The sequence below is a fragment of the Streptomyces sp. NPDC088810 genome, assembly GCF_044750305.1.
In the GTDB taxonomy this organism is placed as follows: Bacteria; Actinomycetota; Actinomycetes; order Streptomycetales; family Streptomycetaceae; genus Streptomyces.
In genome coordinates this window covers 118,438-142,979 of record NZ_JBIVJQ010000004.1, presented here as the reverse complement: position 1 = coordinate 142,979, position 24,542 = coordinate 118,438, and the positions used below count along the sequence as shown (strand labels likewise).

The 24,542-nt window shown below is 70.0% G+C and carries 24 protein-coding genes; 18 read left to right on the top strand and 6 right to left on the bottom strand.

All coding sequences use genetic code 11. The annotated features are described in order from the left end of the window. From ACIP4Y_RS15240 to ACIP4Y_RS15190, 11 genes are all read left to right on the top strand, one after another. Window positions 1-945 (top strand): type II secretion system F family protein, encoded by a 945-nt coding sequence (locus tag ACIP4Y_RS15240; protein WP_401392848.1) that lies wholly within the window; start codon window positions 1-3, stop codon window positions 943-945. A 13-nt stretch (window positions 946-958) separates the two neighbouring features. After that, on the top strand, window positions 959-1,846 hold the full coding sequence (locus ACIP4Y_RS15235) for a DUF5936 domain-containing protein (RefSeq protein ID WP_401392845.1): 888 nt from the start codon (window positions 959-961) through the stop codon (window positions 1,844-1,846). 15 nt (window positions 1,847-1,861) lie between these two features. Then, a complete protein-coding gene (locus ACIP4Y_RS15230; protein ID WP_401393910.1) occupies window positions 1,862-3,265 on the top strand; it encodes a sensor histidine kinase in 1,404 nt (467 codons plus the stop codon). Between the two features lie 17 nt (window positions 3,266-3,282). Next, window positions 3,283-4,086 carry a response regulator gene (locus ACIP4Y_RS15225; RefSeq protein WP_401392843.1) on the top strand — a complete coding sequence of 268 codons (804 nt, stop codon included), beginning with the start codon at window positions 3,283-3,285 and terminating at the stop codon, window positions 4,084-4,086. A gap of 125 nt (window positions 4,087-4,211) precedes the next feature. Beyond that, on the top strand, window positions 4,212-4,442 hold the full coding sequence (locus ACIP4Y_RS15220; RefSeq protein WP_030346030.1) for a hypothetical protein: 231 nt from the start codon (window positions 4,212-4,214) through the stop codon (window positions 4,440-4,442). After that, window positions 4,442-5,035: a pilus assembly protein TadG-related protein gene (locus ACIP4Y_RS15215; protein ID WP_401393906.1), complete on the top strand. Its 594-nt coding sequence runs from the start codon at window positions 4,442-4,444 to the stop codon at window positions 5,033-5,035. Before ACIP4Y_RS15220 ends, ACIP4Y_RS15215 begins: the two co-directional genes overlap by 1 nt. 34 nt (window positions 5,036-5,069) lie before the next feature. Beyond that, window positions 5,070-5,651, top strand: a complete 582-nt coding sequence (locus ACIP4Y_RS15210) for a hypothetical protein (RefSeq protein WP_401393903.1) — start codon at window positions 5,070-5,072, stop codon at window positions 5,649-5,651. 7 nt (window positions 5,652-5,658) lie between these two features. Next, entirely contained in the window at window positions 5,659-6,282 is a 624-nt protein-coding gene (locus ACIP4Y_RS15205; RefSeq protein ID WP_401392840.1) for an OmpA family protein, read from the top strand. Between the two features lie 213 nt (window positions 6,283-6,495). Next, on the top strand, window positions 6,496-6,990 hold the full coding sequence (locus ACIP4Y_RS15200; protein WP_401392838.1) for a hypothetical protein: 495 nt from the start codon (window positions 6,496-6,498) through the stop codon (window positions 6,988-6,990). 13 nt (window positions 6,991-7,003) lie between these two features. Next, complete coding sequence (locus ACIP4Y_RS15195) at window positions 7,004-9,247, top strand: hypothetical protein (RefSeq protein WP_401392835.1); 2,244 nt, start codon at window positions 7,004-7,006, stop codon at window positions 9,245-9,247. Between the two features lie 59 nt (window positions 9,248-9,306). Beyond that, a complete protein-coding gene (locus ACIP4Y_RS15190; protein ID WP_401392833.1) occupies window positions 9,307-9,828 on the top strand; it encodes a hypothetical protein in 522 nt (173 codons plus the stop codon). 22 nt (window positions 9,829-9,850) lie between these two features. Here ACIP4Y_RS15190 and ACIP4Y_RS15185 read toward each other — a convergent pair whose 3' ends face one another. After that, the gene (locus ACIP4Y_RS15185) at window positions 9,851-10,225 is read right to left on the bottom strand and encodes a DUF192 domain-containing protein (RefSeq protein ID WP_401392830.1); all 375 of its coding nucleotides are present in this window, start codon (window positions 10,223-10,225) and stop codon (window positions 9,851-9,853) included. A gap of 56 nt (window positions 10,226-10,281) precedes the next feature. On the opposite strand from ACIP4Y_RS15185, the gene ACIP4Y_RS15180 reads away from it, so the two are divergent. The 6 genes from ACIP4Y_RS15180 to ACIP4Y_RS15155 all read left to right on the top strand — a co-directional run bounded on the left by ACIP4Y_RS15180 (window position 10,282) and on the right by ACIP4Y_RS15155 (window position 18,401). After that, window positions 10,282-11,187 carry an LLM class flavin-dependent oxidoreductase gene (locus ACIP4Y_RS15180; RefSeq protein WP_401392827.1) on the top strand — a complete coding sequence of 302 codons (906 nt, stop codon included), beginning with the start codon at window positions 10,282-10,284 and terminating at the stop codon, window positions 11,185-11,187. 613 nt (window positions 11,188-11,800) lie between these two features. Continuing rightward, window positions 11,801-12,622 (top strand): class I SAM-dependent methyltransferase, encoded by an 822-nt coding sequence (locus ACIP4Y_RS15175; protein ID WP_401392824.1) that lies wholly within the window; start codon window positions 11,801-11,803, stop codon window positions 12,620-12,622. Window positions 12,623-13,364: 742 nt separating this feature from the next. Next, window positions 13,365-14,138, top strand: coding sequence for an isoprenyl transferase (locus ACIP4Y_RS15170; RefSeq protein ID WP_030346048.1), 774 nt, complete (start codon window positions 13,365-13,367; stop codon window positions 14,136-14,138). Between the two features lie 348 nt (window positions 14,139-14,486). Further along, window positions 14,487-15,812, top strand: coding sequence for a PhoH family protein (locus ACIP4Y_RS15165; protein ID WP_401392821.1), 1,326 nt, complete (start codon window positions 14,487-14,489; stop codon window positions 15,810-15,812). 380 nt (window positions 15,813-16,192) lie between these two features. After that, window positions 16,193-16,912, top strand: a complete 720-nt coding sequence (locus ACIP4Y_RS15160; RefSeq protein ID WP_358639266.1) for a transglycosylase SLT domain-containing protein — start codon at window positions 16,193-16,195, stop codon at window positions 16,910-16,912. Window positions 16,913-17,063: 151 nt separating this feature from the next. Further along, window positions 17,064-18,401 (top strand): AI-2E family transporter, encoded by a 1,338-nt coding sequence (locus ACIP4Y_RS15155; RefSeq protein ID WP_401392818.1) that lies wholly within the window; start codon window positions 17,064-17,066, stop codon window positions 18,399-18,401. Window positions 18,402-18,422: 21 nt separating this feature from the next. On the opposite strand, the gene ACIP4Y_RS15150 is transcribed toward ACIP4Y_RS15155, so the two are convergent. Together ACIP4Y_RS15150 and ACIP4Y_RS15145 are read right to left on the bottom strand one after the other, a co-directional pair. Beyond that, complete coding sequence (locus ACIP4Y_RS15150) at window positions 18,423-18,956, bottom strand: alkyl hydroperoxide reductase (protein WP_356342951.1); 534 nt, start codon at window positions 18,954-18,956, stop codon at window positions 18,423-18,425. A 3-nt stretch (window positions 18,957-18,959) separates the two neighbouring features. Then, entirely contained in the window at window positions 18,960-19,514 is a 555-nt protein-coding gene (locus tag ACIP4Y_RS15145) for a peroxiredoxin (protein WP_030655541.1), read from the bottom strand. Window positions 19,515-19,652: 138 nt separating this feature from the next. Between ACIP4Y_RS15145 and ACIP4Y_RS15140 the strand changes: the two genes are divergently transcribed. Then, window positions 19,653-20,600, top strand: coding sequence for a LysR substrate-binding domain-containing protein (locus ACIP4Y_RS15140; protein WP_401393900.1), 948 nt, complete (start codon window positions 19,653-19,655; stop codon window positions 20,598-20,600). 387 nt (window positions 20,601-20,987) lie between these two features. Here ACIP4Y_RS15140 and ACIP4Y_RS15135 read toward each other — a convergent pair whose 3' ends face one another. The 3 genes from ACIP4Y_RS15135 to ACIP4Y_RS15125 are packed head-to-tail and all read right to left on the bottom strand — an operon-like array spanning window position 20,988 to window position 24,534. Then, on the bottom strand, window positions 20,988-23,327 hold the full coding sequence (locus ACIP4Y_RS15135; RefSeq protein WP_401392813.1) for an ABC transporter permease: 2,340 nt from the start codon (window positions 23,325-23,327) through the stop codon (window positions 20,988-20,990). Continuing rightward, entirely contained in the window at window positions 23,324-24,013 is a 690-nt protein-coding gene (locus tag ACIP4Y_RS15130) for an ABC transporter ATP-binding protein (RefSeq protein ID WP_358639254.1), read from the bottom strand. Before ACIP4Y_RS15130 ends, ACIP4Y_RS15135 begins: the two co-directional genes overlap by 4 nt. Continuing rightward, window positions 24,010-24,534: a PadR family transcriptional regulator gene (locus ACIP4Y_RS15125; RefSeq protein WP_401392811.1), complete on the bottom strand. Its 525-nt coding sequence runs from the start codon at window positions 24,532-24,534 to the stop codon at window positions 24,010-24,012. Before ACIP4Y_RS15125 ends, ACIP4Y_RS15130 begins: the two co-directional genes overlap by 4 nt. Window positions 24,535-24,542 lie beyond the last annotated feature (8 nt).

Here is a 24,542-nt window from a genome sequence, read left to right as displayed (position 1 = left end):
ATGGAACTCCACACCCTCGTCCAGCTCACCACCGGCGTGACGCTGCTGACCTGCGTCCTGGCGGTGGCCGGCGTGCACGCCTACGCCTCCGGGCGGGCCCGGCGCGCCGCCCTCGTCGACCGGCTCGCGCACACCGGCCCGCCGCCCGCGACCGGCCGCCGGCGCCGTTTCCGCGACCTGGACCGGCGGCTGCGCCGTACCCGCCTCGGCCGCTGGCTGGAGCGGCGCCTCGCGGCGACCGGCCTGGACGTCACGCCCGGGGAGTTCTTCGCCGCCATGCTCGCCACGGTCGCCGCGCTCTGGCTGATCGGCCAGGCCACCCTGGCTCCCTTCTTCGGCCCCCTCGCCGGGCTCCTCGGCATCGGGGCGGCGGTGCAGTTCCTCAACTGGCAGCGCCAGAAGCGCATCGAACGCTTCATCAACCAACTTCCCGAACTGGCCCGCATCCTGGCCAACGCCACCCAGGCCGGCCTCGCCCTGCGCACCGCGATCGGAATGGCGGCGGAGGAACTGGAGGCCCCGGCCGGCGAGGAACTCGCCAAGGTCGCCGACCAGCTGGCCGTCGGCCACTCGCTGGACGACGCGCTCGGCGAACTCGCCGACCGCCTCCCCTCCCGCGAACTGGTCGTCCTCGTCACCACCTTGGTGCTGTCGAACCGCGCGGGCGGCCAGGTCGTGTCGGCCCTGCGCAACCTGACCGAGACCCTGGAGGAGCGCAAGGAGACCCGGCGCGAGATCCGCACCCAGCTCTCCCAGGTGACCATGACCTCGTACGCCGTGCCCGTCCTCGGCGTCGGCGCGTTGTTCCTGATGAACGGCGTCAAGGACGGCGCGCTCGACCGCATGACCGGCTCACCGGTCGGCCAGGCCTGCGTGATCATCGCGTTCGCCATGTACACCGTCGGCTTCGTCCTCATCCGCCGCATGAGCCGGATCGACGTGTGAGGGAGGTGACCCGATGGCATTCCTGCTCGCCCTGCTGATGGGCCTCGGCGTCTGGGGCGCCTTCCACGGCATCCGCATGTACCGCGCCGACGCCCGGCTCCCCGGCGACCTCGCCGTCGCCCTGGAGGTCGGCGCCACCCGCACCGGCGCGGTCGGCTCCGTCATCGACCGCATCGGCATGCGCTACGCCCCGGCCGTACTGCGCCTGATGGGCCCGCGCCTGGTGGCCAGGTACCGCCGCAGGATCGACCTCGCGGGCAACCCCGGCGGCCTCACCATCGACCGCTACGCGGCCCGCCGCGCGGTCTACGGCGCCCTGGGCGCCGTCGGCTTCCTGGTCTTCCTGCTCCGCGGCCAGTGGTTCGTGGCCCTGCTGCTGCTCCTGTTCGGCGCGTTCTGGACCGAGGTCGGCATCTGGTCGGCGATCCGGGTCCGCAAGGACGTCATCGAACGCACCCTGCCCGACTTCCTCGACGTCCTGGCCGTGGTGGTCAGCGCCGGCCTCGGCTTCCGCCAGGCCCTGGACCGGGTCGCCTCCCGCTACGAGGGCCCGTGGGCCGACGAACTGCGCATCACCCTGCGCCAGATGGACCTCGGCATGAGCCGCCGCCAGGCCTTCGCGGAGCTGAGGAGGAGGAACGACTCGGAACAGGTGGCGATGTTCGTGACGGCCCTCCAGCAGGGCGAGGAACTGGGCGCGCCGATCGTGGACACCCTGGTCTCCCTGGCCAAGGACATGCGCCGCACCGACGCCCAGAACGCCCGCCGCAAGGCCGCGCGCGCAGTGCCCAAGGCCACGCTGATGATCACCACGTTCATGGTCCCGGCGACGATGCTCCTGCTGGGCGCGGGCCTGCTGCTGGGCTCCGGGGTGGACTTCGGCTCGCTGACGGGGGAGTGAGGACGGGCGGTGACGGTGACGGTGACCGGGTTGACGGGGGAGGGGGGACGGAGGCGGACCCGCGTGCGCCTCGGGGAGTCGCTGCGGGCGGTGTGGCGGGCCGACAGGGAAGGGGGTGAGGGGGCCGGTGGTGCGGCGGGCCGCATCGAGGAGACCCCGCCGGACGCGCTGGACGTGACCGCCCCTCCGGCCGAGCCCTCCGAGAAGCTCCAGATCCGGGCCCTGCAGGCGATGTGCCGCCAGGTCTTCGGCTTCCGCCTGGCGATGATCGTGCTGTCCGCCCCCGCAGCACTGCTCAACGCGGCCCCCGGCCTGGGCGCCCGCCTGGTCGGCGCGGCCGTCGTCGTCACCTTCATGGTGTCCTACGTCCTCTTCCGCGACTGGGAACGCTTCGGCCCCCTCCTCCTGCGCCACCCCAGCCTGCTGGCCGCCGACACCCTCTTCGGCTCCTTCCTGCTGATCTCGGCGGGCCCGGACACCACCCTCGCCTACGTCAGCGTGTGCACCCCGCTCCTGGCCGGCCTGGTCTACAGCTGGCGCGGTGCCGCCTGCTTCGCCTCCCTCCAGTCCCTGATCCTCCTCCTGGTCCACGCCACCCTGAAGGCCGACCAGCACGCCCCGGTGGCCGAGTCCCTGCTCCTGCCCGGCCTGTGCGTCATCGCCGGCGCCATGGGCTCGACCCTGCGCAACCTGATGCTCCGCTTCGGCGCCGCGACCCAGGCCCTGACGACGGTCCAGGCCCGCCTCGCGGCGGCGGAGGCGGTGAGCGCGGAACGTGCCCGGCTGGCCCGCGAGATGCACGACTCCGTGGCCAAGACCCTCTACGGCGTGGCCCTGGCGGCGGACGGCCTGGCCGCCACGGCCTCGGCCACGGCCCCCGACCCGGCCCGCATCAGGGAACAGGCAGAACTGGTCTCCCGCTCGGCACGCAGGGCGGCTGCGGAGTCCCGGGAACTGCTGACCGACCTACGACGGGACCAGCCGGACGCGCCGGAACAGACCCCGTTCTGGCAGGAACTCGCGTACCGGGCGGCGGACTTCACGAAGCGCACGGGCTTGCAGGTGAACACGGCCTTCCCCCTCCCCTCCCTCCCCCCTCTGCCGCCCGCCTTGGCCCGCCCAGTCCTCGCCATCGCCACCGAGGCGCTGGAGAACGCCCACCGGCACGCGTCCGCGACCCGTGTGGACGTACGCGCGGCGGTCGACGGCCGCCTGCTGCGCCTGACGATCCACGACGACGGCACCGGCCTCCCGCCCGGCACGCGTCTCGAAGAGCTCCGCGACTCCGGCCACTTCGGCCTGCTCGGCATGGTGGAACGGGCCGCGCAGGCCGGGGCCCGGATCCGCATCGGGAAAGGCACCCACGAACGGGGCACGGAGGTACGCCTGGACATCCCGCTCCCGCCCCCTGACCACTGAAACCCGAGAGGAGGACCATGCACCCACCACGGCCGGCCCGTTCACCGGATCCACCAGCGGCATCACACAGCACCGCCCCCCGTGCCGAGTTCCCACCACCGGCTGCGGCTCCCCCGCCGTTGCGGCTGCTGGTCGCCGACGACAACCCCGTGGTCCGCGCCGGCCTGACGGCCCTCCTCTCCGGCCGCTCGGACACCACGGTGGTGGCGGAGGCGCGGGACGGTCGCGAGGCGTACGAGGCGGCGGTCCGGTTCCGGCCCGATGTCATCCTCCTCGACGTCCGCATGCCCGGCGTCGACGGAATCTCCGCGTTGCCCCACCTGGTGGGGCTGGCCCCCGTCATGATGCTGACCTACAGCCACGAGACGGAGACCGTGCGGGAGGCGCTGCGGCTGGGGGCGGGGGGATATCTGGTGCACGGAGAGTTCACGACGGAGCAGTTGGTGCGGGCGGTGCGGGATGTCCGCGAGGGGCGTCCGCATGTGACGCCGGGGGCGGCGAGGGCGTTGCTGGCCGACTTGCGGGGAGGTGCACCTGCACACGCGGCTGCCCAATCACCCATGATTTCGGGGGATTCCACCCCTCTCCCTCTTTCGCACTTGCAACCACGTATGGGAGAGTCGTTCCGGTCACGGTTCCGGCTGAGTACGAGGGAGGCGGAGATCATGGACCTCATCGCGTCCGGCATGACCAACCAGCAGATCGCCGCCGCCTGCTTCATCAGCGAGAAGACGGTCAAGAACCACATCAACCGCATCTTCGCCAAACTCCACACCGCGACAAGGTCCCAGGCAACGGCGAAGTGGCTGGGGGTGGCCTGACATGCGCCGCCGACGGAACACCACGCCGAACAAATGGGCCCTGGGTTGGGCCCTTGGGCCCTCTGCTCCGTCCGTGGGAGAGCTCTACGGTTCGTCGGTCGGAAGCAGGTCCGGAGGGGAGCACCGTGAGCGATCTTTTGCTGAAGACGGCTGTGGCGACCAAGGTTCGCCTGAACGGCTGGAAGAACACGACGGTCGAGGCGATGCGGCGTCGTGGCGGCGACCGTGGGCAGACTGCGGTCGAGTACCTGGGCATCATCGCGGTGGTGGTCGCGATCGTTCTGGCGATCACGGGCACGGACATCGGGAAGACGATCCTCGACAAGATCAAGTCCAAGATCACCGAAATCACCTGATCTTCCGTCGCGCACACGGCGACTCCGGGCAGGCCTTCCCCATCTACATCACGGTGGTGGCGGGCCTGCTTTTTCTTGCGTTCGCCTATCTCGCGGTAGGCCAGGCTGCAGTGAACCGAGGCGGTGCGCAGACAGCTGCTGACGCAGCGGCGCTGGCTGCGGCTCAGGAGGGGCGTAAGCAGCTTGCGGCCGTATGGGCCGCCCATCTGCTGGACCCGGCCAAGTGGCAGGACATCTTCGATGGCAACGTGCCTGTCGACAACCCATGCGGGCGTGCGGAGCAACTTGCGACGCAGAACGAGGCCACGCTGAATGGCTGCAATTGGCAGCTGCTGCGGTACACGGTCGATGTCAAAGCGAACAAGTCAGTGGGAGACTCCGTAGTCCCGGGGACGGAGGACGTCCACTCGACGGCTTCTGCCACGGCCGTGATCGAACCGCGCTGCACGTTCGAGGTCCCTGGTGAGCCCAGTGGGGACGATGAATTGCCCGAACTCACCTGTGACGGCAAGCCCTGGAAGCTGGATCCGGATGACGAAGCAACTCTGCCCGCGCCCGAGGACCTCTTCGATGTTCACCTGGCAGCCGGCTGACAAGCGGACGACGATGGAAAAGGGAAGCAGCGCGATGAGCATGCGGTTCACTGCGAAGGCCCGCAGGGGGATGGTCGCCATGACCCTTGCTGTCGGGCTGGCCGTCGGTGTCGCCGGCTGTGGTGGTGGCGGTACCGATGACAAGAAATCGGACGCTTCTGCATCCGCCTCCAAGAGCGGTGGTTCTCAAGCGAGCCCCCAGGAGGGACAGTCCGCGCAACCGCTGGCCGAGCTGCGCGGCCCTGACGGGCTGACGCTGAAGGTCATGTCTGCCCGACGCGATTCAGGCGGGTTCGTCACCATCAACGCACAGCTCAAGAACGACGGCAGCAAGGACGCCGTTCTGTCGTCGCAGTTGACCGGCAACGAGACAGAGATCATGAAGAACGGGCAGTCCTTCGGTGGCGCGACGCTTGTGGACTCGAAAGCGAGGAAACGCTACTACGTACTGCGGGACACCGACGGGCGTCCTTTGACCACGATCGGCGTCCAGTCCGTCAAGGCGGGGGACTCGGTTCCCGTCTTCATGCAGTTCCCTGCACCGCCGGCCGGCACGGCGGAAGTCAGCTTCCAGTTGCCCACCTTCGCCAGCGCCCCCATCGAGATCTCCGGGTGAGGCCCAAGTGACCACCACACCCCGGCTCGTGCTGACCTGTGCCGTGCTGCTGATCACCGTTCAGCTGCCCGCCGCCACCGCTGTCGCCGACGACACCGGGCCCAGTGAACCCCCCGGTACCGAACCCTCCGCCACCGCCCCGGTGAAGGTCGACCCCACGGATCCGGATCTGAAGCTTCCGGAGGGGGCCACGCTGGCCGCGGCCAAGGTGCTGGACATCAAGTCGGTCGTGGAGGACCAGAGCGGGGACGAGCGCCGCGAGGACACCAACGCCGACGTCACCTTCGCATTGCAGGCCGAGGTGCTGTTCGGCAAGGACAGTGCGAAGATCAGTGCGGAGGCCAAGTCCCGCATCGCCACCATCGCCGAGGAGATCAGGAAGCAGAACGCGACCCAGGTCCGCGTCTTCGGCTTCACCGACAACCTCGGCTCCTCCGCCCACGGCGACACCCTCTCCAAGGCACGCGCCAACGCCGTACAGGCCGTACTCGACCAGGACCTGAACAGCCCGGCCATCACCTTCGACGTCCGCGGTTACGGCGAGCAGTACCCGATCGCCGACAACTCCACCGAGCAGGGCCGGCGAAAGAACCGCCGCGTGGAGGTGACGTTCCCGCGCACCCAGCAGTGACCGCACCACCTCCGTATCGTTCGACAGATCAGGGGCGCCTTCCGGCCAACCGTGCTCCGCAACGGCGTGAGGTCGCCGTGACACGTCGAGTCCGCGGCTATCGTGCTGATCGGCCTCGCGCCGACCCGCTGGTCGGCAGGCGGCTGTGTCGCATGGGCCGGTTCACGGGAGTCGGCCGCAAGGAGACAGCGACTACGGGGGAGATGCCCTGACATGGCGTGGGACGAGTGGGAACAGCTCAAAGCCGACGCGAAGGCGGACGGGGCCACACGTATGCAGCTCAACCACCTGGCCGACCCGGTCGGTGGAGGCGGCACGAGCACCTACGGAGACCTCAAGGTCAGCAACGGCGATCTCGCGGCGATCGGCAAAGAGGCTCACTCCCTCTACGACCAGCTGTGGAACAAGGCCCGGGTGGCACAGCCGACGAGCGAGTCCGCCGCCGGTGACCTCGCGAAGCAGGGGTTCACCCTGGGCAAGGGGCTGAAGCACGTCGCACAGCGCTGGGACGACCAGCTCAGGTCGTTGCTGGACGCGTGCGCTCAGATCTCCAACCACATGCACGTCACCAAGAAGATCCACTCCGGCGACGACGGCTACATCGGACGACAGATGAGCAGCATCGACACCCTGGACGCCGGGTTCGACGACCGCGCGGGAGAGCAGGGCAGGAAGAACCCGGTCTACCACCCCAAGAAGAAGGACTGAGCGGGGCCGCCGAGTGAAGTTCGAAGACCTCTACCAAGCCAACTTCACGCAGCTCGACGACGCGGTCGACGACTGGGGCCTGCTCGTTCGCAACCTGACGGAGCTGCAGAAGCAGGCGAAGGACGGACTGCACGCCAAGGCGGTCAAGGCGGACTGGCACGGCGTCAACGCCGGCGTCTCCAAGGAGTTCATCGGCAAGACCGCCGGCGAGTTCGAGGACGCCACCAAGGAGGCTTCCTCCATCCACAAGATCCTTCAGGACACGCGGAACGAGCTGAAGCACTACCAGGAGCAACTGCACCGAGCCATCGACAACGGCCGCAAGAAGAACCTCACCGTGATGCCGTCCGGCGACGGCGGGTTCACCGTCACGATGGCCGTTCATCCCGACCGCGCAGGACACGGGACCAAGATCTCCGATCACAGCGTCACGGACGAGACCGACCTGCGCGACGAGGTGCAGACGATTCTCGACAACGCCGCGAAGAGCGACAGCACCGCGACCGACGTCCTCATGGCACTCGTCGACGAGAGCAGGTACGGCTTCTCCGGCGCCGTCTACGAAAACCGTGACCAGGCGGTGAAAGCTGTGGAGGAGGCAGACAGGCTGGCGAAGCTGGCGCAGAAGGATCCGCGGAAGCTGACTGCCAAGGACTTCGACGCGATCAACGCCGGCCTGAAGCAGTACCACGATGACCCTTTGTTCGCCGAGGAGTTCGCCGAGCGGCTGGGCGCCCAGGGGACGGAGATGTTCTGGCTCGGTCTGAACGACGACCGCGAGGGTGCGCACATGGCCTACGACCGCGGATACAAGTACGCCGAGCTGCAGAAGAACCTGAGCCTGACCCTGGCCACCGCGAGCCAGTCGGACAGCGCGGGCATGGAGGCGTGGAAGCAGCAGGTCATCACCTCGGGCAACAAGGCCGTCGGTACCCACGGCGACGTGCTGGGCTTCCAGGTGATGAGCAACCTGATGCGCAACGGCGACTTCGACGATCGGTTCATGACCGATTACGGCCGCGCGCTGATGAAGACCGAGCGGTTCTACACGCATGACGGAGAAAACGTTGCCTGGCAGGCGAACATCTGCCCCCGGCTCAACTACCAGGGCACCGACGGTGGCTGGGACCCGCTCAACGGATATCTGAAAGGCCTGGCGAACAACCCAACGGCCGCGACGGACTTCTTCAACGACGACTTCATCCCGCAGGACGGCGACCACAAGAAGGCCGTCTCCAACTTCGACTACCTCTTCAAGCAGCGGAACTGGCCGATGGACATCCATGACACCAACGATGTCCAGAGCATCGCCGGCCAGAACTACCTGGCCCAGGCCCTGGAGGCTGCGACCACGGGGCACCCGGCGGGTGAGCTGCCCACGGCCGATACCCCGGCCCACACCGGCGCCCAGACCAAGTTGTTCGAGGAGATCGTGTCCGCCACGGCGGACAAACAGGAACTTCTCACCGACCGTGGCTACATGTCGGACAGCATGGGTCAGATCGCTTCCGAATATCTGCCGGACATCAACCGGGCCAACAGCGACTTGCCGCACAAGGATCTGCTCTACCCCATCGACGGCTCTGCCGCCCATCTCGATGGCCGGGAGGTGAACAAGTTCCTGTTTGCTGTGGGGCAGAATCCGGAGGGATACGCTGCCGTCGAAGTTGGCCAGAAGGCCTACATGTCGAATCTGTTGCAGTACCACTTGAACCCCGACCTGCCCGCCGACCACCGTTTCACCAGCGATCAGAGGCTTCTCGTCCAGACCGTCGCGGAGAGGAGCGGTGAGGTCTCCGGTGTTCTGAGCCAAGCCCGCATGGAGGCCATCGGAAGCGTGGCGAAGGGGAAGGACGATTCCTTCGACCACGCTGTCGCCCAGTACCAGAACCTGGTCTCCGGTGGTGTCGGTACGGTCGTCGGCGTAGGCACGTCATTCATCGGTTCTCCCGCGGCCGGCGCGGTCGCCGGCGGAGCGGCCGGCACCGCGACGGGCGCGGCCCTGCAGTGGCTGTTCCAGGACGTCGAGGGTTCCGCGGCGGACGACGCTCAGGACGACGCAGGAAAGGTCTGGGATCATGGCTTGCACCGCAACGCCGCATACGCACAACACGCGGCAGAGCAGGCAGTGAAGCGCTATGGCTTGAATCCGGACCTTGTGACGTACGCAGGGAATTCAGCACACCAAGGCTACCAGAATGCGTGGGCTATTGTTCACGGCCAGACGCCGGGCAGCACCGCGGACATTCCGGGATGAACGAGGGGGAGCCATTGAACGCCTTCCGATTTCGGTCGGCAATGCATTGTGCTGCCGCCGTGGCCGCGTCTGCCGCGCTTGTGTTCGCTCTTTCCGGATGTAGCGGCCACAAGGAAAAGCGTGAGTACGCAGTCCCGAACTCCTTTTGTGGGATTCCGGTCGACCGCAATGAGTTGGCACCCTTCATGCCCTCTGGCCGGAGGTTGGCCATCAAGAAGGATGTACCGGACTCTCTGTCGTTGGTCTGCCAGGTCCGCGTCGACTCCCGTTCGGCAGTGGAGTTCAAGCAGATGTGGTTGACGAGCAGCAGTACGGCATATTTTGTGGGAGGGCAGGCAGACTCCCGGCTCGATCGCGAAGCGGAGGGCGGAAGGTTCCTCTACTCCGGCTGGGAGGCGTTCGGAAAGGCGCGGCAGTGTAGGCATAAAAAGCTCCCAGGCAGCAATATTTTCACTGCAATCCAGATGCAGTCCTCTGGCCATCAGGACGCTGACGCCATGAGGCAACTCATCGCCGCGTACACAAGAGCCGTCGAGAATACGGGCATCTGTAAGAACGGTAAATCTTTCACCGAAAACTGACGGCTTTGTCGGGTCCGGCTTCTCAACCACCGACCTCCACAGTGACTCGAACCCCCGCCCGCAGCCCCCACCCCGCCATCGCCCCCGCCTCCGCCTCCAGTACGTGCCGTGCCCGTAGGCGCGGCAGGCCAAGGCGGCCCGGGGGCATGGTGTGGACGGCGAGGACGGTCAGGCGGCGGTCCAGGTACGCGACGTCGATCGGGATCCGCATGCCGAACGTGTGCACCCCGCTCGCCGGTGACAGCAGCATCGCGCCGTCGATCGAGTCCCGGCCGAGGAGGCCCTTGGTACGCGCCCGGTAGGAGGCCGAGATCTCCAGGGGGACGGGGGCGCCGAGCGCCGCCCCGGAGTCCGTGTGCACGATCAACCGTCCCCGTCCGTCCCGCCAGCGCCCCATGCCCTGCCCTCCGCTTCCGTGTCCGTGGCCGTCAACTCGCCGGACGAGTAAATGCGTTGTCCTTTGCCGTCCTCCCCACTAGGAAGGGCGTCATGACAGGACTCGGTGTCGTATTCCGTCCCCAGCTTCCTCCCGAGCGGCTGCGGGCCGTCGCCCGGGAAGCGGACGCCGCGGGGCTCGAAGAGCTGTGGCTGTGGGAGGACTGCTTCCTGGAGGGCGGGGTGTCCACGGCCGCCGCCGCGCTCGCCTGGACCGAGCGGGTGCGGGTCGGTATCGGCCTGCTGCCCGTGCCGCTCAGGAACGTCGCCGTCACCGCCATGGAGGCCGCGTCGCTGGAGCGCATGTTCCCCGGCCGGGCCATCCTGACCCTGGGCCACGGGGTGCAGGACTGGATGGGACAGGTCGGCGCCCGGGCCGCCTCCCCGCTCGGCCTGCTCGGCGAGCACCTCGACGCCCTGCGCGCGCTGCTGCGCGGGGAGCGCCTCACCGTGCGTGGGCGGTACGTCCAGTTGGACGACGTCGCCCTCGACTGGCCCCCGGAGCACCCGGTCGACATCCTCGCGGGCGGCACCGGACCGCGTACGCTCCGGCTCTCCGGAGAGAAGGCCGACGGCACCCTTCTCACCGCCGCCACCTCGGTGGACGGCGTACGGCGGGCCCGCAAGCTCGTGGAGGAGGGACGCCGGGCGGCCGGCCGCGGCGGCCCGCACCGGGTCGTCGTCTATCTCCTGGCCGCCACGGGGGCCGGTGCCGAGGCCCGGCTGCGCGCCGAACTCGCGACCGAGGGGCTGGAGTCGGCGGACGTGGGTGTCGCCGGGGACGCGGGCGCGGTGGCCGAGGCGGTACGGCAGCTGACCGAGGCCGGCGCCGACACCGTCGTGCTGCAGCCGACGGCGGACGAGCCCGACCCGGAGGGCTTCGTACGCTTCGCCGCGCAGGAGGTCCGGCCCCTGGTGCCCTGAGCGGGGACGGTGTCCACCGGCTGGTCGGGCCTCGTGCGTCTGCGGGAGGGGGGCGGTGTCGTCGCCGGGCCGCAACCGGAGCCGGGAGACCACCGTCCCGGCGGGACAGCTGCCGGCACGGGCCTCGCGCACGCCGAGGTTCAACGCCCCGGGCCAGGTCCCGGCCCGCCGCCACCCCGGGCACCGGCTGTACACCACCCTCGGACCGTGCCTGCTGTGCAGCGGTGCCCGGATGCAGGCCCCTGTCCGACGACCGGTGGCGCGGAGTGGAGCGGGTCCCGGGGGCCGGCGGTGCGACAGCCGTCCGCTGGGCCCACCGCGAGGGCCCGCTGACCGCCCGCTCCGGCCGCTCGTCCGCTTCAGCGGACTCCTGCTGGGCCCGTGGGCGGTGCTGCACACACCGGCCCGGGCGCCGCACGGGTCCGCCGGCCGGAAGGCCCGGCGCCGCCTGACGCCGGCCGCCTGGACGCCCGCCTCCTCACGCCCCGACCGTCCGGACGGCCTACGCCCTGTTCAGCTCCCCGCGCCGACCGCCCCGGCCGATGGCCCCCGTCGGCCGTCCCCCGCGGAAAAACAGCAGGACCCGCCGCGGCTCGGCTGGGAGCATGGCCGTATGACCGCGCACCGTACCTTCGAGGACCTCGTGGCCGAGGGCGCCGCCGTGCCGACCGAGGGGTGGGACTTCTCGTGGTTCGAGGGGCGGGCCACCGAGGCGCGCCCGTCATGGGGGTACGCCCGGTCCGCGGCCCGGCGGCTGACCGGCGCCGAGGCCGTGCTCGACATCCAGACCGGCGGCGGGGAGGTGCTGGACTTCGCGCTGGGCCGGGCGGAACCGGCCCGGCCGGTGCTCGTGGCGGCGACCGAGGGATGGCCGGCGAACGTGGCGAAGGCCACGGCGCTGCTGCGGCCCCGCGGGGTCGTGGTGGTCGCCGCCCCGGACGACGCGCCGCTGCCGTTCGCGGACGAGGCGTTCGACCTGGTGCTCAGCCGGCACCCGGTGCGCCCGCACTGGGCCGAGATCGCCCGGGTGCTGCGGCCCGGCGGCACCTACTTCGCCCAGCACGTGGGGCCGGCAAGCGTCTTCGAGCTGGTCGAGTACTTCCTCGGGCCGCAACCGCAGGAGGTGCGCGGCGCCCGCGATCCGGAGCGGGAGCGGGCCGACGCCGAGGCGGCTGGCCTGGAGGTGGCCGGGCTGCGGGCGGAGCGGCTGCGGATGGAGTTCCACGACATCGCCGCTGTCGTCCACTTCCTGCGCAAGGTGGTCTGGATGGTCCCGGGTTTCACGGTCGAGGCGTACGAGCCGCACCTGCGGGCGCTGCACGAGCGGATCGGGAGGGAGGGGCCGTTCGTCGCGCACAGCGCCCGGCACCTCTTCGACGTACGCAAGCCGGAACGCAAGCCGGAAGGCAAGCCGGGACGCCGGCCCGGCGGTTGACCGGTCGGTGACCCGAGTTCGACGGAAGTTCGCCGCGAGTTCTCGCTTGGTTTCCACATTGTTATCCACCGCGGTTTCACATGAGCCCCACCGGTCACGTAAGTTCAGACCAAGGTAATTCGCGTGAGCAAAGCTGCGCGGTCGGTACCGCGCAGTGGAGGGGGCTGCGCGGTGCCGTGAAACCGATGATCTTCCCCGGGTGGCGTAGCGGAACCGTCAAGTCCACCGTTCGCTGACGGCGTCGCCCGTCGGAGGGACCCGGGGCAACTCGCCGATGTACCCCCAAGACGGCCTAATCCTTGCGAATCCATTGCTATCCGAGCAAATTTCCTGGGATTCCGCTGTGAAGGGGCCGCCAAACACCCCTGAATATACCGTTCCGCGACCACCGGGGCGTTGCCGGATGATTCCGGAGAGTAGTTGTGGCACGCCGATGCACCCACCATCCCTTACGAAGGGTTATGGTGGAAACCCCCCCTCGGGCCGGTCCGTCTCCCCCCCACGGACCGGCCCGTTTTTTGTGGCGCGAGGGGAACGGCCGGCCCGCCGCCCGGCCGTGTGGATGCGACGGCAGGCACCCGCCGGCACCGGTCCCGACCAGCCCGGACGACCCGGCCCGGCCCGCCGCGACCCGGGCGCCGCCTGCGCCCCGCGAAAACCCCGTGCCGGAACCAAGTCCCGAACAGCGGTAGGCTCAACGGCTCCGGCACCCCTACCCCGCGCCCAACCCCCGGAGGGTCACGTGAACCTGCGCGACAAGCTGCGCGGCCTGCTCGTCAGGCTCTACGCACGCCGGGTGGAAGGCCACCTGGACCACGCTCAGGTGCCCAAGCACATCGGCGTCATCATGGACGGCAACCGCCGCTGGGCGAAGGCGTCCGGCTCCAGCACCGTCCACGGGCACCGGGCCGGTGCCGAGAAGATCGAGGAGTTCCTCGGCTGGTGCAGCGAGACCGACGTCGAGGTCGTCACCCTGTGGCTGCTGTCCACCGACAACTTCGACCGGCCGCAGGAGGAGCTCGTCCCCCTGCTCGGCATCATCGAGGACGTCGTACGCACCCTCGCCGCGGACGGCCGCTGGCGGGTGCACCACGTCGGCACGCTCGACCTGCTGCCCGCGCAGATGCAGACGGCACTGAAGGAGGCCCAGGAGGCCACCGCCCACATCGACGGGATAACCGTCAACGTGGCCATCGGATACGGCGGCCGGCAGGAGATCGCCGACGCCGTGCGCTCCATGCTGCTCGACGCGCACGACAAGGGCGTGCCGATGGAGGACCTCGCCGAGTCCGTCGACATCGACATGATCGGCCGTCACCTCTACACCGGGGCACAGCCCGACCCGGACCTGGTGATCCGCACCAGCGGCGAACAGCGGTTGTCCGGATTCATGCTCTGGCAGACCGCCCACTCGGAGTACTACTTCTGCGAGGTGTTCTGGCCGGCGTTCCGGAAGGTCGACTTCCTGCGGGCGCTGCGCGACTACGCCGCACGTCACCGCCGCTACGGCGGCTGACCCGCCCCGCCCCGCCCCGTCGCCGCCCGGTGACGGGGCGTTGCGTTTACCCCGCTCGGCGGGGATGTAACGAGGAGTTCACCGGCGCGCTGTTGGCCGCATTTGCATGGCGGCGCATGTTCGAGGGCATAAGCCAAGCAGGTCGACACCCGATCCACGGGCGTCGGATCTCAGCGGGCGGCACGGGGCCGTCCGCCCGGGAGGCCCTTTGCACCAGCCCGACTGTGCGGTCACAGCACGGAAGCAGCCGCGAGGGGCCGGTTCGCGGCCCGTCGTGCGCGGGGGCCAGACACCGGTCCAGGATCACTTCGTCGCTCCCCGACCTCATCCGAGGGGGTACGTCCTTCCGTGGTGACCAGCACAAAGCGCCATCTGCCAGACCGGCGCACGTATGTTCTCGACACCAGCGTCCTGCTGGCCGACCCGAACGCCCTGACCCGCTTCGACGAGCACGAGGTCGTGCTCCCCATCGTGGTGGTCACGGAACTGGAGGCCAAGCGGCACCATCCCGAACTCGGCTACTTCGCCCGGCAGGCCCTGCGCCTGCTCGACGACTACCGGGTCCGGTACGGCCGTCTCGACGCCCCCATCCCGATCGGGGACCTCGGCGGCACGATCCGTGTCGAGCTCAACCACTCGGACCCCAGCGTGCTGCCCACCGGCTACCGCCTGGGGGACAACGACTCCCGCATCCTCGCGGTGGCCCGCAACCTGCAGGCCGAGGGGTTCGACGTCACCGTCGTGTCGAAGGACCTGCCGCTCAGGATCAAGGCGTCCTCGGTCGGCCTCCTCGCCGAGGAGTACCGGGCCGAACTCGCCATCACGGAGAACTCCGGCTGGACCGGGATGACCGAACTCACCCTGCCGGGCGAGCAGGTGGACATCCTCTTCGAGGAAGGACACGTGTACGTCCCGGAGGCGGCCGGTCTCCCCGTGCACACCGGGCTGACCCTCCAGTCCGAGCGCGGCAAGGCGCTCGGCCGGGTCACCGCCGAGGGCAACGTCCGGCTGGTGCGCGGCGACCGGGAGGCGTTCGGCATCAAGGGCCGCAGCGCCGAGCAGCGCATCGCGCTCGACCTGCTGCTCGACCCGGACATCGGCATCGTCTCGATGGGCGGCCGGGCCGGCACCGGCAAGTCGGCGCTGGCACTGTGCGCGGGCCTGGAGGCGGTCCTGGAGCGCCGCCAGCACCAGAAGGTGATGGTCTTCCGGCCGCTGTACGCGGTCGGCGGGCAGGAACTGGGCTATCTGCCGGGCACCGAGGCGGAGAAGATGAGCCCGTGGGCGCAGGCCGTCTTCGACACCCTCTCCGCGGTCACCAGCCGCGAGGTCATCGAGGAGGTCACCGCGCGCGGGATGCTGGAGGTGCTCCCGCTCACCCACATCCGCGGGCGCTCGCTGCACGACGCGTTCGTGATCGTGGACGAGGCGCAGTCCCTCGAGAAGAACGTGCTGCTGACCGTTCTGTCGCGGATCGGCGCCAACTCGCGGGTCGTTCTGACCCATGACGTGGCACAGCGGGACAATCTGCGCGTGGGCCGCTACGACGGGGTGGTCGCCGTCGTGGAGAAGCTGAAGGGACACCCCCTCTTCGCGCACGTCACGCTGACGCGGTCCGAGAGGTCCCAGATTGCCGCCCTTGTGACCGAAATGCTGGAGGACGGCCACATCTGACAGAGAGCTGACGGCGAAGGGCGCCGTCCGGCAAAGGCAAGAGCCTAGCCGGGCGGCGCCTTCGTGCGTGGGGCTTTCCTGAAATCCCCGGGGACAAACGGGATGTGAGCTTTCACACGCAACACGGAATTGCCACGCGCCGTCGGGTTACGGCAGAGTCTCACTCCTGTCAGGCCCCGCATACGACACACCTGTACCCCCAGCGGTACAGCACCACCCAAGCATCACCAACTCCATAGAGTTCGTCGTATGCCGCCCGCGCACCACGCGGCGCTCCCTTCGGGGGAGTTGCCCACCGGGCCCGCGCCTCCCGTGACCCCGCAGTTGGGAGGCCAGTGTCAGGGGCACGATTGCGTCCGCCAGGGTCACCGAAGCGGGCGATGCTGGAAGGAAACCGTGTGAGCCGGATTTCGGTCCGGGGATTCGCAGTGGCCTCGGCCACCGCGGTCACCGCTGTCGGAAGCGTCGTCGGCGTTGCCTCGGGCAGCACCGCGCAGACCAACGACGCCGAGGCTACGGCAGCCGACACCACGCTCCTTGCGGACATACCCGCGGGTCAGCAGGTGCAGGTGCAGGCCGACTCCCTGACGCAGCAGGCCGATGCCCAGGCCATCGCCGCGGACGTGAGCGCCAAGAAGGACGCCGAGGAAGCCGCCCGCAAGGCGGCCGCCGAGACCGCGATCGCCAAGAAGGAGGCCGCCGAGAAGGAGGCCGCCAAGGAGGCCAAGGAGCGCGCCGAGGCGAAGGCCGCGGCCAGCCGTGGCACCGACGTCCGCGATTCCTCCAGCTTCCCGGTCCAGGGCAACTACACCGTGGCGCAGATCCAGGCGATGGCGCGTCAGATGGTGGGCGGCGGCCAGTTCCAGTGCTTCAGCAACATCGTGGACCACGAGTCCAGCTGGAACTACCACGCGGTGAACGCCTCCTCCGGTGCCTACGGTCTCTTCCAGGCCCTGCCCGGCTCCAAGATGGCCTCCGCCGGCGCCGACTGGCAGACCAACCCGGCCACGCAGATCAAGTGGGGCCTCAACTACATGAACAGCCGCTACGGCAGCCCGTGCGAGGCCTGGTCCTTCTGGCAGGCCAACCACTGGTACTAGGAGTCCCGCCGGATCCGGTCGGCCCCTCTCAACCTCGCGCAGCCCCTCCCCGTCCTCAGGGGAGGGGCTTTCGCCCTGTACGGTCGTATCCGAACGGCTCCCGGGGGGAGTGGTGGCGAGCACCCGGGGACGCGGGGGAAGAGGACGGATCATGTCGCGAGTGCCAGGGTGGCTCGGCCGGCTGGGAGCCGGTCTCACCGAGATGAGCGAGCGCCTCGACGAGCGCCGCGCCGAGGTGGAGAAGGACCACACCGACCCCGACCATCCCGAGCACGCCGAGCACGGTGAACCGGCACCCGCCGACACCCCCGTCGACGCGGCCCCGCCCGTCCGCCGGCCCGCGCCGCCCTCCGGCCGTCGCCCCGACCCGGCCGAGGCCGTGCCCTGGGGTGTCCGGGTCGCCGCCGAGGCCGGCTGGCGGTTGCTGGTGCTGGCCGGCACCGTCTGGGTGCTGATGCGGGTCATCAGCGCCGTGCAGCTGGTGGTGTTCGCCTTCGTCATCGCGCTGCTGGTCACCGCGCTGCTCCAGCCGACGGTCGCCCGGCTCACCCGGCGGGGGGTGCCGCGCGGCCCGGCCACCGCGCTCACCGCCATCTCCGGCTTCGTCGTCATCGGCCTGATGGGCTGGTTCGTGACCTGGCAGGTCATGGAGAACATCGACACGCTCGCGAGCCAGATCCAGTCCGGCATCGACGACCTGCGCGACTGGCTGCTGAAGAGCCCCTTCCACGTCACCGACAAGCAGATCAACCAGATCGCCAAGAACCTCCGCGAGGCGATCGGCGCCAACACCGAGCAGATCACCTCCGCCGGCCTGGAGGGCGTTCAGGTCATCATCGAGGCGCTCACCGGCATCCTGCTGGTGTTCTTCTCCACGCTCTTCCTGCTCTACGACGGCAAGCGGATCTGGGAGTGGTTCCTGAAGCTGGTGCCCGCGGCCGCCCGCCCGGGCGTGGCCGGCGCCGGCCCGCGCGCCTGGCGCACTCTGACCGCCTACGTCCGCGGCACGGTCCTGGTCGCCCTCATCGACGCCATCTTCATCGGCATCGGCATCTACTTCCTCGATGTGCCGATGGCCGTACCGCTGGCCGTCTTCATCTTCCTGTTCTCGTTCATCCCCCTGGTCGGCGCGGTCGCCTCCGGCGCGCTGGCGGTGATCGTGGCCCTGGTCACCCAGGGCGTCTTCACCGCCGTCATGACCCTCGTCGTCGTCCTGGCGGTCCAGCAGATCGAGGGACACGTCCTGCAGCCGTTCATCCTCGGCCGCGCGGTCCGCGTCCACCCGCTGGCGGTCGTGCTGACCGTGGCCGCCGGCGGCATGGTGGCCGGCATCGGCGGCGCGGTGGTGGCCGTACCGCTGGTGGCGGTGACGAACACGGTGGTCGGGTATCTGCGGCAGTATTCGCTGGAGGTCCAGCAGCACACCTCTGCCGGACCCGCGGAAGAAGAAGTGGCGGAGAACGCGGAAGACCCCGCCCACCAAGGGTGAGCGGGGTCCTCGACGTACGGCCTACTCGGCCAGCACGGCCTCGGCGTCCAGCGTGACGCCGACCGCCTGCACCACGGAAGCGATCTTGAAAGCTTCCTGGACGGTCTCGCGCTCCACGCCGGCCTTGCGCAGCACCTGCTCGTGCGAGTCCAGGCACATGCCGCAGCCGTTGATCGCGGAGACCGCGAACGACCACAGCTCGAAGTCGACCTTCTCCACGCCCGGGTTGCCGATGACGTTCATCCGCAGGCCCGCGCGCAGGGTGCCGTACTCGTGGTCGGACAGCAGGTGCCGGGTGCGGTAGAAGACGTTGTTCATCGCCATGACGGCGGCGGCAGCCTTGGCGGCCTGGTACGCCTCCGGCGAGAGGTTCGCCTTCGCCTCCGGCTCCAGCTCACGCAGCACGATCGGGGAACGGGAGGCGATGGCGGTCGCCAGCACCGTGCCCCACAGCTGCTGCGCCGGCAGCTCCGAGTTGCCGATGACCGAACCCAGGTTGAGCTTCAGGTCCTTGGCGTAGTCCGGGATACGGGACTTCAGGGAGTCGAGCGACACGGGTCACTCACCAGCCAGCAGCGCGACCGGGTCGAGGGTCTGCTCGCCCTTGGTCCAGTTGCAGGGGCACAGCTCGTCGGTCTGCAGGGCGTCCAGGACCCGCAGGACCTCCTTGGGGTTACGGCCCACGGAACCGGCGGTGACCATCGTGAACTGGATCTCGCGGTTCGGGTCGACGATGAAGACGGCGCGCTGCGCGAAGCCGTCCTCGCCCTCGATGCCGAGGTCGCGCATCAGCTCGTGCTTGGAGTCCGCCATCATCGGGAACGGCAGGTCGGTCAGGTCCGGGTGGTCCTTGCGCCAGGCGTGGTGGACGAACTCGGAGTCACCGGAGAAGCCGAGGATCTGGGCGTCGCGGTCGGCGAACTCGTCGTTCAGCTTCCCGAACGCGGCGATCTCGGTCGGGCACACGAACGTGAAGTCCTTGGGCCAGGCGAAGACCACGAGCCACTTGCCCTCGTAGGACTTGTGGTGGATCTGCTCGAACTCCTTGCCCTTCTCCAGCGAGACGCAGGCGGTCAGTTCGAACTCGGGGAACTTGTCACCGACAGTGAGCACACGCTCTCCTTGCAGCGAAGAAACTTCCCTTTTGGGGTGTTTCCCATGGGTTGGACGTTGTCGATGTTGGCACAGGGCACATTGATTAGGGAAATAGCTACACTCGGTCGTGTTGATCGGAGGTAGCTATCAGTGAGCATGAGTAACGGCAAGCGGAGGCAGCCGAGCCTGGCGCAGCTGCGGGCGTTCGCCGCGGTGGCCGAGCACCTGCACTTCCGGGACGCGGCCGCGGCCATCGGGATGAGCCAACCCGCCCTGTCCGGTGCCGTCTCGGCGCTGGAGGAGACCCTCGGGGTGACCCTCCTCGAGCGTACGACCCGCAAGGTGCTGCTCTCGCCCGCGGGGGAGCGGCTCGCCGTGCGCGCCAAGGCGGTGCTGGACGCGGTCGGCGCGCTGCTGGAGGAGGCGGAGGCGGTCCGGGCTCCGTTCACGGGCGTGCTGCGCCTCGGGGTGATCCCCACCGTGGCGCCGTACCTGCTGCCGGCCGTGCTGCGGCTGGTCCACGAGCGCTACCCGCACCTCGACCTCCAGGTGCACGAGGAGCAGACCGCCAACCTGATCGACGGCCTGAACTCCGGCCGGCTCGACCTGCTGTTGCTGGCCGTACCGCTCGGCGTGCCCGGAGTTGTCGAACTCCCCCTCTTCGACGAGGACTTCGTGCTCGTCACCCCGCTCGACCACTGGCTAGGCGGCCGGGAGGGCATTCCGCGCGAGGCGCTGAAGGAGCTGAACCTGCTGCTCCTGGACGAGGGCCACTGCCTGCGCGACCAGGCCCTGGACATCTGCCGGGAGGCCGGCCGCGAGGACGCGCCGGTCACCACCACGGCCGCCGGACTGTCCACGCTGGTCCAGCTGGTGGCCGGCGGCCTCGGCTGCACACTGCTGCCGCGCACCGCGCTGAAACTGGAGACCGCCCGCAGCAGCCAGCTGCTGACCGGCTACTTCGCCGAGCCCGCCCCGACCCGCCGGGTCGCCTTCGCCATGCGCGCGGGCGCGGCGCGCGCCGCGGAGTACGAAGAGTTGGCGGAGGCGTTGCGGGAGGCGTTGCGGGCGCTGCCGGTGCGGGTGCTGGACGAGGGCGCGTGAGGGGGGCACGCGGCCGGTTGCCTGGGCGGTGGTCCGGTGAGGCCGGTGCGGGCCGTGGCCAGGCCCACGCCGATCACCTGTTCCTCGCTCGCGCGCCGGGCCCAGGCGTCCGGGTCGGCGAGCACGTCCGGCACGTCCGCGGCGGCCACCCGGTGCGTGTCCGGGAGGTACGCCCAGCCCGCGGCCCGGACGAGCCGGACCAGGCCGGCCCGGTGCCAGTGCGCGACGAGCGGGGCGAAGCGCGGGACGTGCCGCCGCCACTCCGCCTCGTCCTCGCCGCCCGTCCAGTCGGCCAGGCGGGTCCACAGGGGCGAGCCCTCGATGGCGTTGACGAGCAGGCAGTACTCGTCCGCCGCCCAGGCCACCGCCGTCTCCTCCGTCCCGTCCCTACTCCGTGCGCAGTCCGTCCGGCCGCATCAGCCGGATCAGCGGCGGCAGGCTCAGCAGGGTGACCACGAGGACCACCGCCGCGCCGGCGCCGGCCATCGACAGCACGCTCGCCCAGTCGACGCTCACCGCGGTATCCGTCATCTTCAGCAGGACCGCCCCGAGGGTCAGGCCCACCGCCGAGGCCAGCAGCAGCCCCAGCGCGATCGGTACCGCCGTCTGCCACAGCACCGACAGGCCCAGTGTGCGACGCCGGGTGCCGAAGGCGAGCAGGGACGACAGCAGCTTGCGCCGCTCACGCAACTGCTCCAGCTGGGAGACCAGAAGGCTCGCCCCGATCAGCGCCAGCACACAGACCGCGCCGATGAACAGGCCGGTGCGCAGGGAGGTGTACCGGTTGGACTGCTCGGTGGCCGCCCAGGTCCACGGGTAGGCGAGGGGATCGACGCGGGCGGCGGTGGTACGCACGTACTCCTCGGCGTCCGGTACCGACTCGTCCAGGCGCAGGAAGACCTGGCCGTGCAGCACGGGGGTGGCCTTCGCGGGCAGGGCCGAGGGGGTGACCAGCAGGCCGGTCGGGTCGCTCTGCAGCGAGTCCTTGCGCACGGGAGCCGCAGGGATCCTGGCCGGCAGCGTCCAGCGGATCTCCCGGCCGTGCACCTCGCCCTCGGTCGGGTCGATCCACAACCGCGTACCCGGCCGCATGAGGGGCCGGATGCCGCCCGTGTATTCGGGGTCGTAACCCGGGTTGTCCAGGGCGAACACGTCGCCGTCGTGGCAGGAGGGCAGGACGGCGATCTCCCGCAACGCGGCACAGTCGCCGACCGTGAAGCCGGCCGTCACCTCGGGGTCCCGGCGCTTGGCACCGACCTGCGCGCTGGACAGCGTCACCGACTTCCGTACCCCCTTGGTCCGGGCGAACTCCGAGCGGGCAGTGGACAGTCGGCCGTGGTCGGACAGGCTGACCTCCATCTGTGCCCGGCTGGGGTCCTTCCCCGTCTCCTTGGTGTACTGGCTCTCCACGCCCGCGAACAGCATCTGCAGCGCGATCGCACCGGCCACCGCCACCGCGATGCCGTTGACCATGCGGGCGGCCGTGCCACTGCTCAGCTGCAACCGGCGCACGGCCAGTTGCCAGGAGACGGAACCGCCGCCGAGCCGGCCGACGACCGCTTCCACGAGCCACGGGAGCAGCGCGGTCACGCCGACGAGCAGCAGCAGTACGCCGCCGACGACCAGGTACTCGTTGAAGTCGCCGTGGTCGCGGCCGTTGCCCGTCATCGGGTAGAGCATCGCCAGGCCCGCCAGCGGCAGCAGCAGGCGCCACCACAGGCGCCGCCGGGCCTGCTTGGCCGTGCGCACCACACCGAGCGGCTCGACGACCACCCCGCGCATGGCGAGCAGCGTCACCAGCACGGCGGACGCCGGAACCGCCACCGCGACCAGTGCGGCCAGTGCCGGGGACGGGTCCAGATAGCTCGGGAAGAAGCTCTGGCCCAGGACCTCGGCGGTGCCCGCCACCTGGCGTCCGATCAGGAAGAACACCGTACCGACGGCCAGTCCGAGCAGCGCCCCGGCCAGCGCCTCGCCGGCCGCGATCCGCCGGGTCATCCGGCTGTCGGAGCCCACCAGCCGCAGCGCGGCCAGCCGGCGGTCGCGCCGCTCGCCGCCGAACCGCACGGCCGCGGCGATGAACACGGCGACCGGCATCAGCAGCACCACGAACACGACCAGCGTCATCATGATGAGCACCGGGTCGGTCTTCTCCGGCATCGGATCGGGATTGCCGAACGTCTTCAGCCGGTCGACCCGGGTGCCGCCCGAGTGCGGCACGAGGCCATCGGCGCCCGCGTAGTAGGCGAGTTCGTGCGAGCCGATCAGCCCGCTGTCACCGATGCTGCCGGTGATCCGGTACGGGATCCGCTCGCGCAGCAGCTCCGCCCCGTCCGAGTCGAGCAGCCTCTTCAACGCGGGCGAGACCACCATCTCGCCCTTCGCCGGGAAGCGGCCGACGCCGGGTGGCAGCGGGGCCTTCGCGCCCTCCGGCTCCAGCAGCCGGCCGCGGATGTCCTTGTCGTGCCACGACGTGTCGGTGACCGCGACCAGCACGGTGTCGTCCGCCTTGGCGACGGTCCAGGCGGCCGAGTAGTCCTGGCGGGCGTCCTCCACCCGGTGCCGTGCGGCCAGGATGTTGGGCAGCGCCGTCGTCAGCAGCAGCAGCGCCACGCCCAGGCCGACGCCGACCGCCGTCAGCAGCATCCGGACCCAGCCCTCGCGTCCGCCGGTGAAGGCGAACCGGACGCCCAGGCCCAGGTCCCTGCTCCACTGCCGCACGTTCATATGGCCCGCTCCATGTCCCGGGACCTGCCGTCGCGTACGACGATCTCCCGGTCGGAGTAGGCGGCCACCCGGGCCTCGTGCGTGACCAGCACGACGGCCGCGTTGGTGGAGCGGGCCGCGTCGGTCAGCAGCTCCATCACGCGTTCGCCGTTGAGGGAGTCGAGCGCGCCGGTCGGTTCGTCGGCGAAGATCACCCGCGGGTCGGTGACCAGCGCCCGCGCCACCGCGACCCGCTGGCCCTGGCCGCCGGAGACCTCGCCGGGCCGCTTGCCCTTGAGGTCGTCCACCTCCAGCCGCTCCATCCAGGTCAGCGCGGCCCGCTCGGCCTCCTTGCGGGGGCGGCCGTTCAGCCGGAGCGGCAGCGCCACGTTTTCCACGCAGGTCAGCTCCGGGACCAGCTGGCCGAACTGGAAGACGAAGCCGAACTCGCTGCGGCGCAGCGCGCTGCGCTCGGCGTCGCTCATGCCGGCCAGTTCCCGGCCGTTGTAGACGATGGAGCCGGAGTCGGGCGGCACGATGCCGGCGAGGCAGTGCAGCAGCGTCGACTTGCCGGAGCCGGAGGGGCCCATCACGGCGACGACCTCGCCGGGGTGGATGGAGAAGCCGGCGCCGTCGAGGGCGACCGTGGGGCCGTAGGACTTGCGCAGGTCCTCGGCGGTGAGCAGGGAGCCGGGCGGAGGGGTCATCGGGTCACCGCCGCACGGAGCTTGTCGAGGCGCGCGGCCGTCAGTTCCAGCCAGCGCAGGTCCGCCTCCAGGTGGAACAGGGCGTGGTCGCAGATCAGCTGGTCCGCGAGGTCGCCCTTGCGCTTGCGGTCGGTCAGGATGCGCATGCTGCGCAGGTGCTCGGCCCGCTGGACGTCGAGGATGTCGGCCGCGTCGCGGTGGGTGAGGAGGGCGAGGACGACCTTGGTGTAGAGGGTCGACTGGAGGTACTCCTCGGGTTTCTCCGGGGTGGCGAGCCAGCGTTCGACGTCGGTGACGCCGGCGTCGGTGATGGCGTACCGCTTGCGCTCGGGGCCGCCGCCGGCCTCGATGCCGTCGACTTCCACGAGGCCGTGCTTCAGCAGCCGCGACATCGTGGAGTAGACCTGGCCGTAGTGCAGCGGCCGGTCGTGACCGAACTTCTCGTCGAAGGCCCGCTTGAGGTCGTAGCCGTGGCGCGGGCCGGACTCCAGGAGTCCCAGAAGGGTGTGACCGATGGACATGGCAGCAC

Excerpts from the sequence above, each read along its gene's own strand:
- ACIP4Y_RS15240 (WP_401392848.1), top strand. The coding sequence starts at position 1 with ATGGAACTCCACACCCTCGTCCAGCTCACCACCGGCGTGACGCTGCTG.
- ACIP4Y_RS15235 (WP_401392845.1), top strand. The coding sequence starts at position 959 with ATGGCATTCCTGCTCGCCCTGCTGATGGGCCTCGGCGTCTGGGGCGCC.
- ACIP4Y_RS15225 (WP_401392843.1), top strand. The coding sequence starts at position 3,283 with ATGCACCCACCACGGCCGGCCCGTTCACCGGATCCACCAGCGGCATCA.
- ACIP4Y_RS15210 (WP_401393903.1), top strand. The coding sequence starts at position 5,070 with ATGAGCATGCGGTTCACTGCGAAGGCCCGCAGGGGGATGGTCGCCATG.
- ACIP4Y_RS15200 (WP_401392838.1), top strand. The coding sequence starts at position 6,496 with ATGGCGTGGGACGAGTGGGAACAGCTCAAAGCCGACGCGAAGGCGGAC.
- ACIP4Y_RS15185 (WP_401392830.1), bottom strand. The coding sequence starts at position 10,225 with ATGGGGCGCTGGCGGGACGGACGGGGACGGTTGATCGTGCACACGGAC.
- ACIP4Y_RS15175 (WP_401392824.1), top strand. The coding sequence starts at position 11,801 with ATGACCGCGCACCGTACCTTCGAGGACCTCGTGGCCGAGGGCGCCGCC.
- ACIP4Y_RS15160 (WP_358639266.1), top strand. The coding sequence starts at position 16,193 with ATGCTGGAAGGAAACCGTGTGAGCCGGATTTCGGTCCGGGGATTCGCA.
- ACIP4Y_RS15155 (WP_401392818.1), top strand. The coding sequence starts at position 17,064 with ATGTCGCGAGTGCCAGGGTGGCTCGGCCGGCTGGGAGCCGGTCTCACC.
- ACIP4Y_RS15140 (WP_401393900.1), top strand. The coding sequence starts at position 19,653 with ATGAGTAACGGCAAGCGGAGGCAGCCGAGCCTGGCGCAGCTGCGGGCG.
- ACIP4Y_RS15135 (WP_401392813.1), bottom strand. The coding sequence starts at position 23,327 with ATGAACGTGCGGCAGTGGAGCAGGGACCTGGGCCTGGGCGTCCGGTTC.
- ACIP4Y_RS15130 (WP_358639254.1), bottom strand. The coding sequence starts at position 24,013 with ATGACCCCTCCGCCCGGCTCCCTGCTCACCGCCGAGGACCTGCGCAAG.
- ACIP4Y_RS15125 (WP_401392811.1), bottom strand. The coding sequence starts at position 24,534 with ATGTCCATCGGTCACACCCTTCTGGGACTCCTGGAGTCCGGCCCGCGC.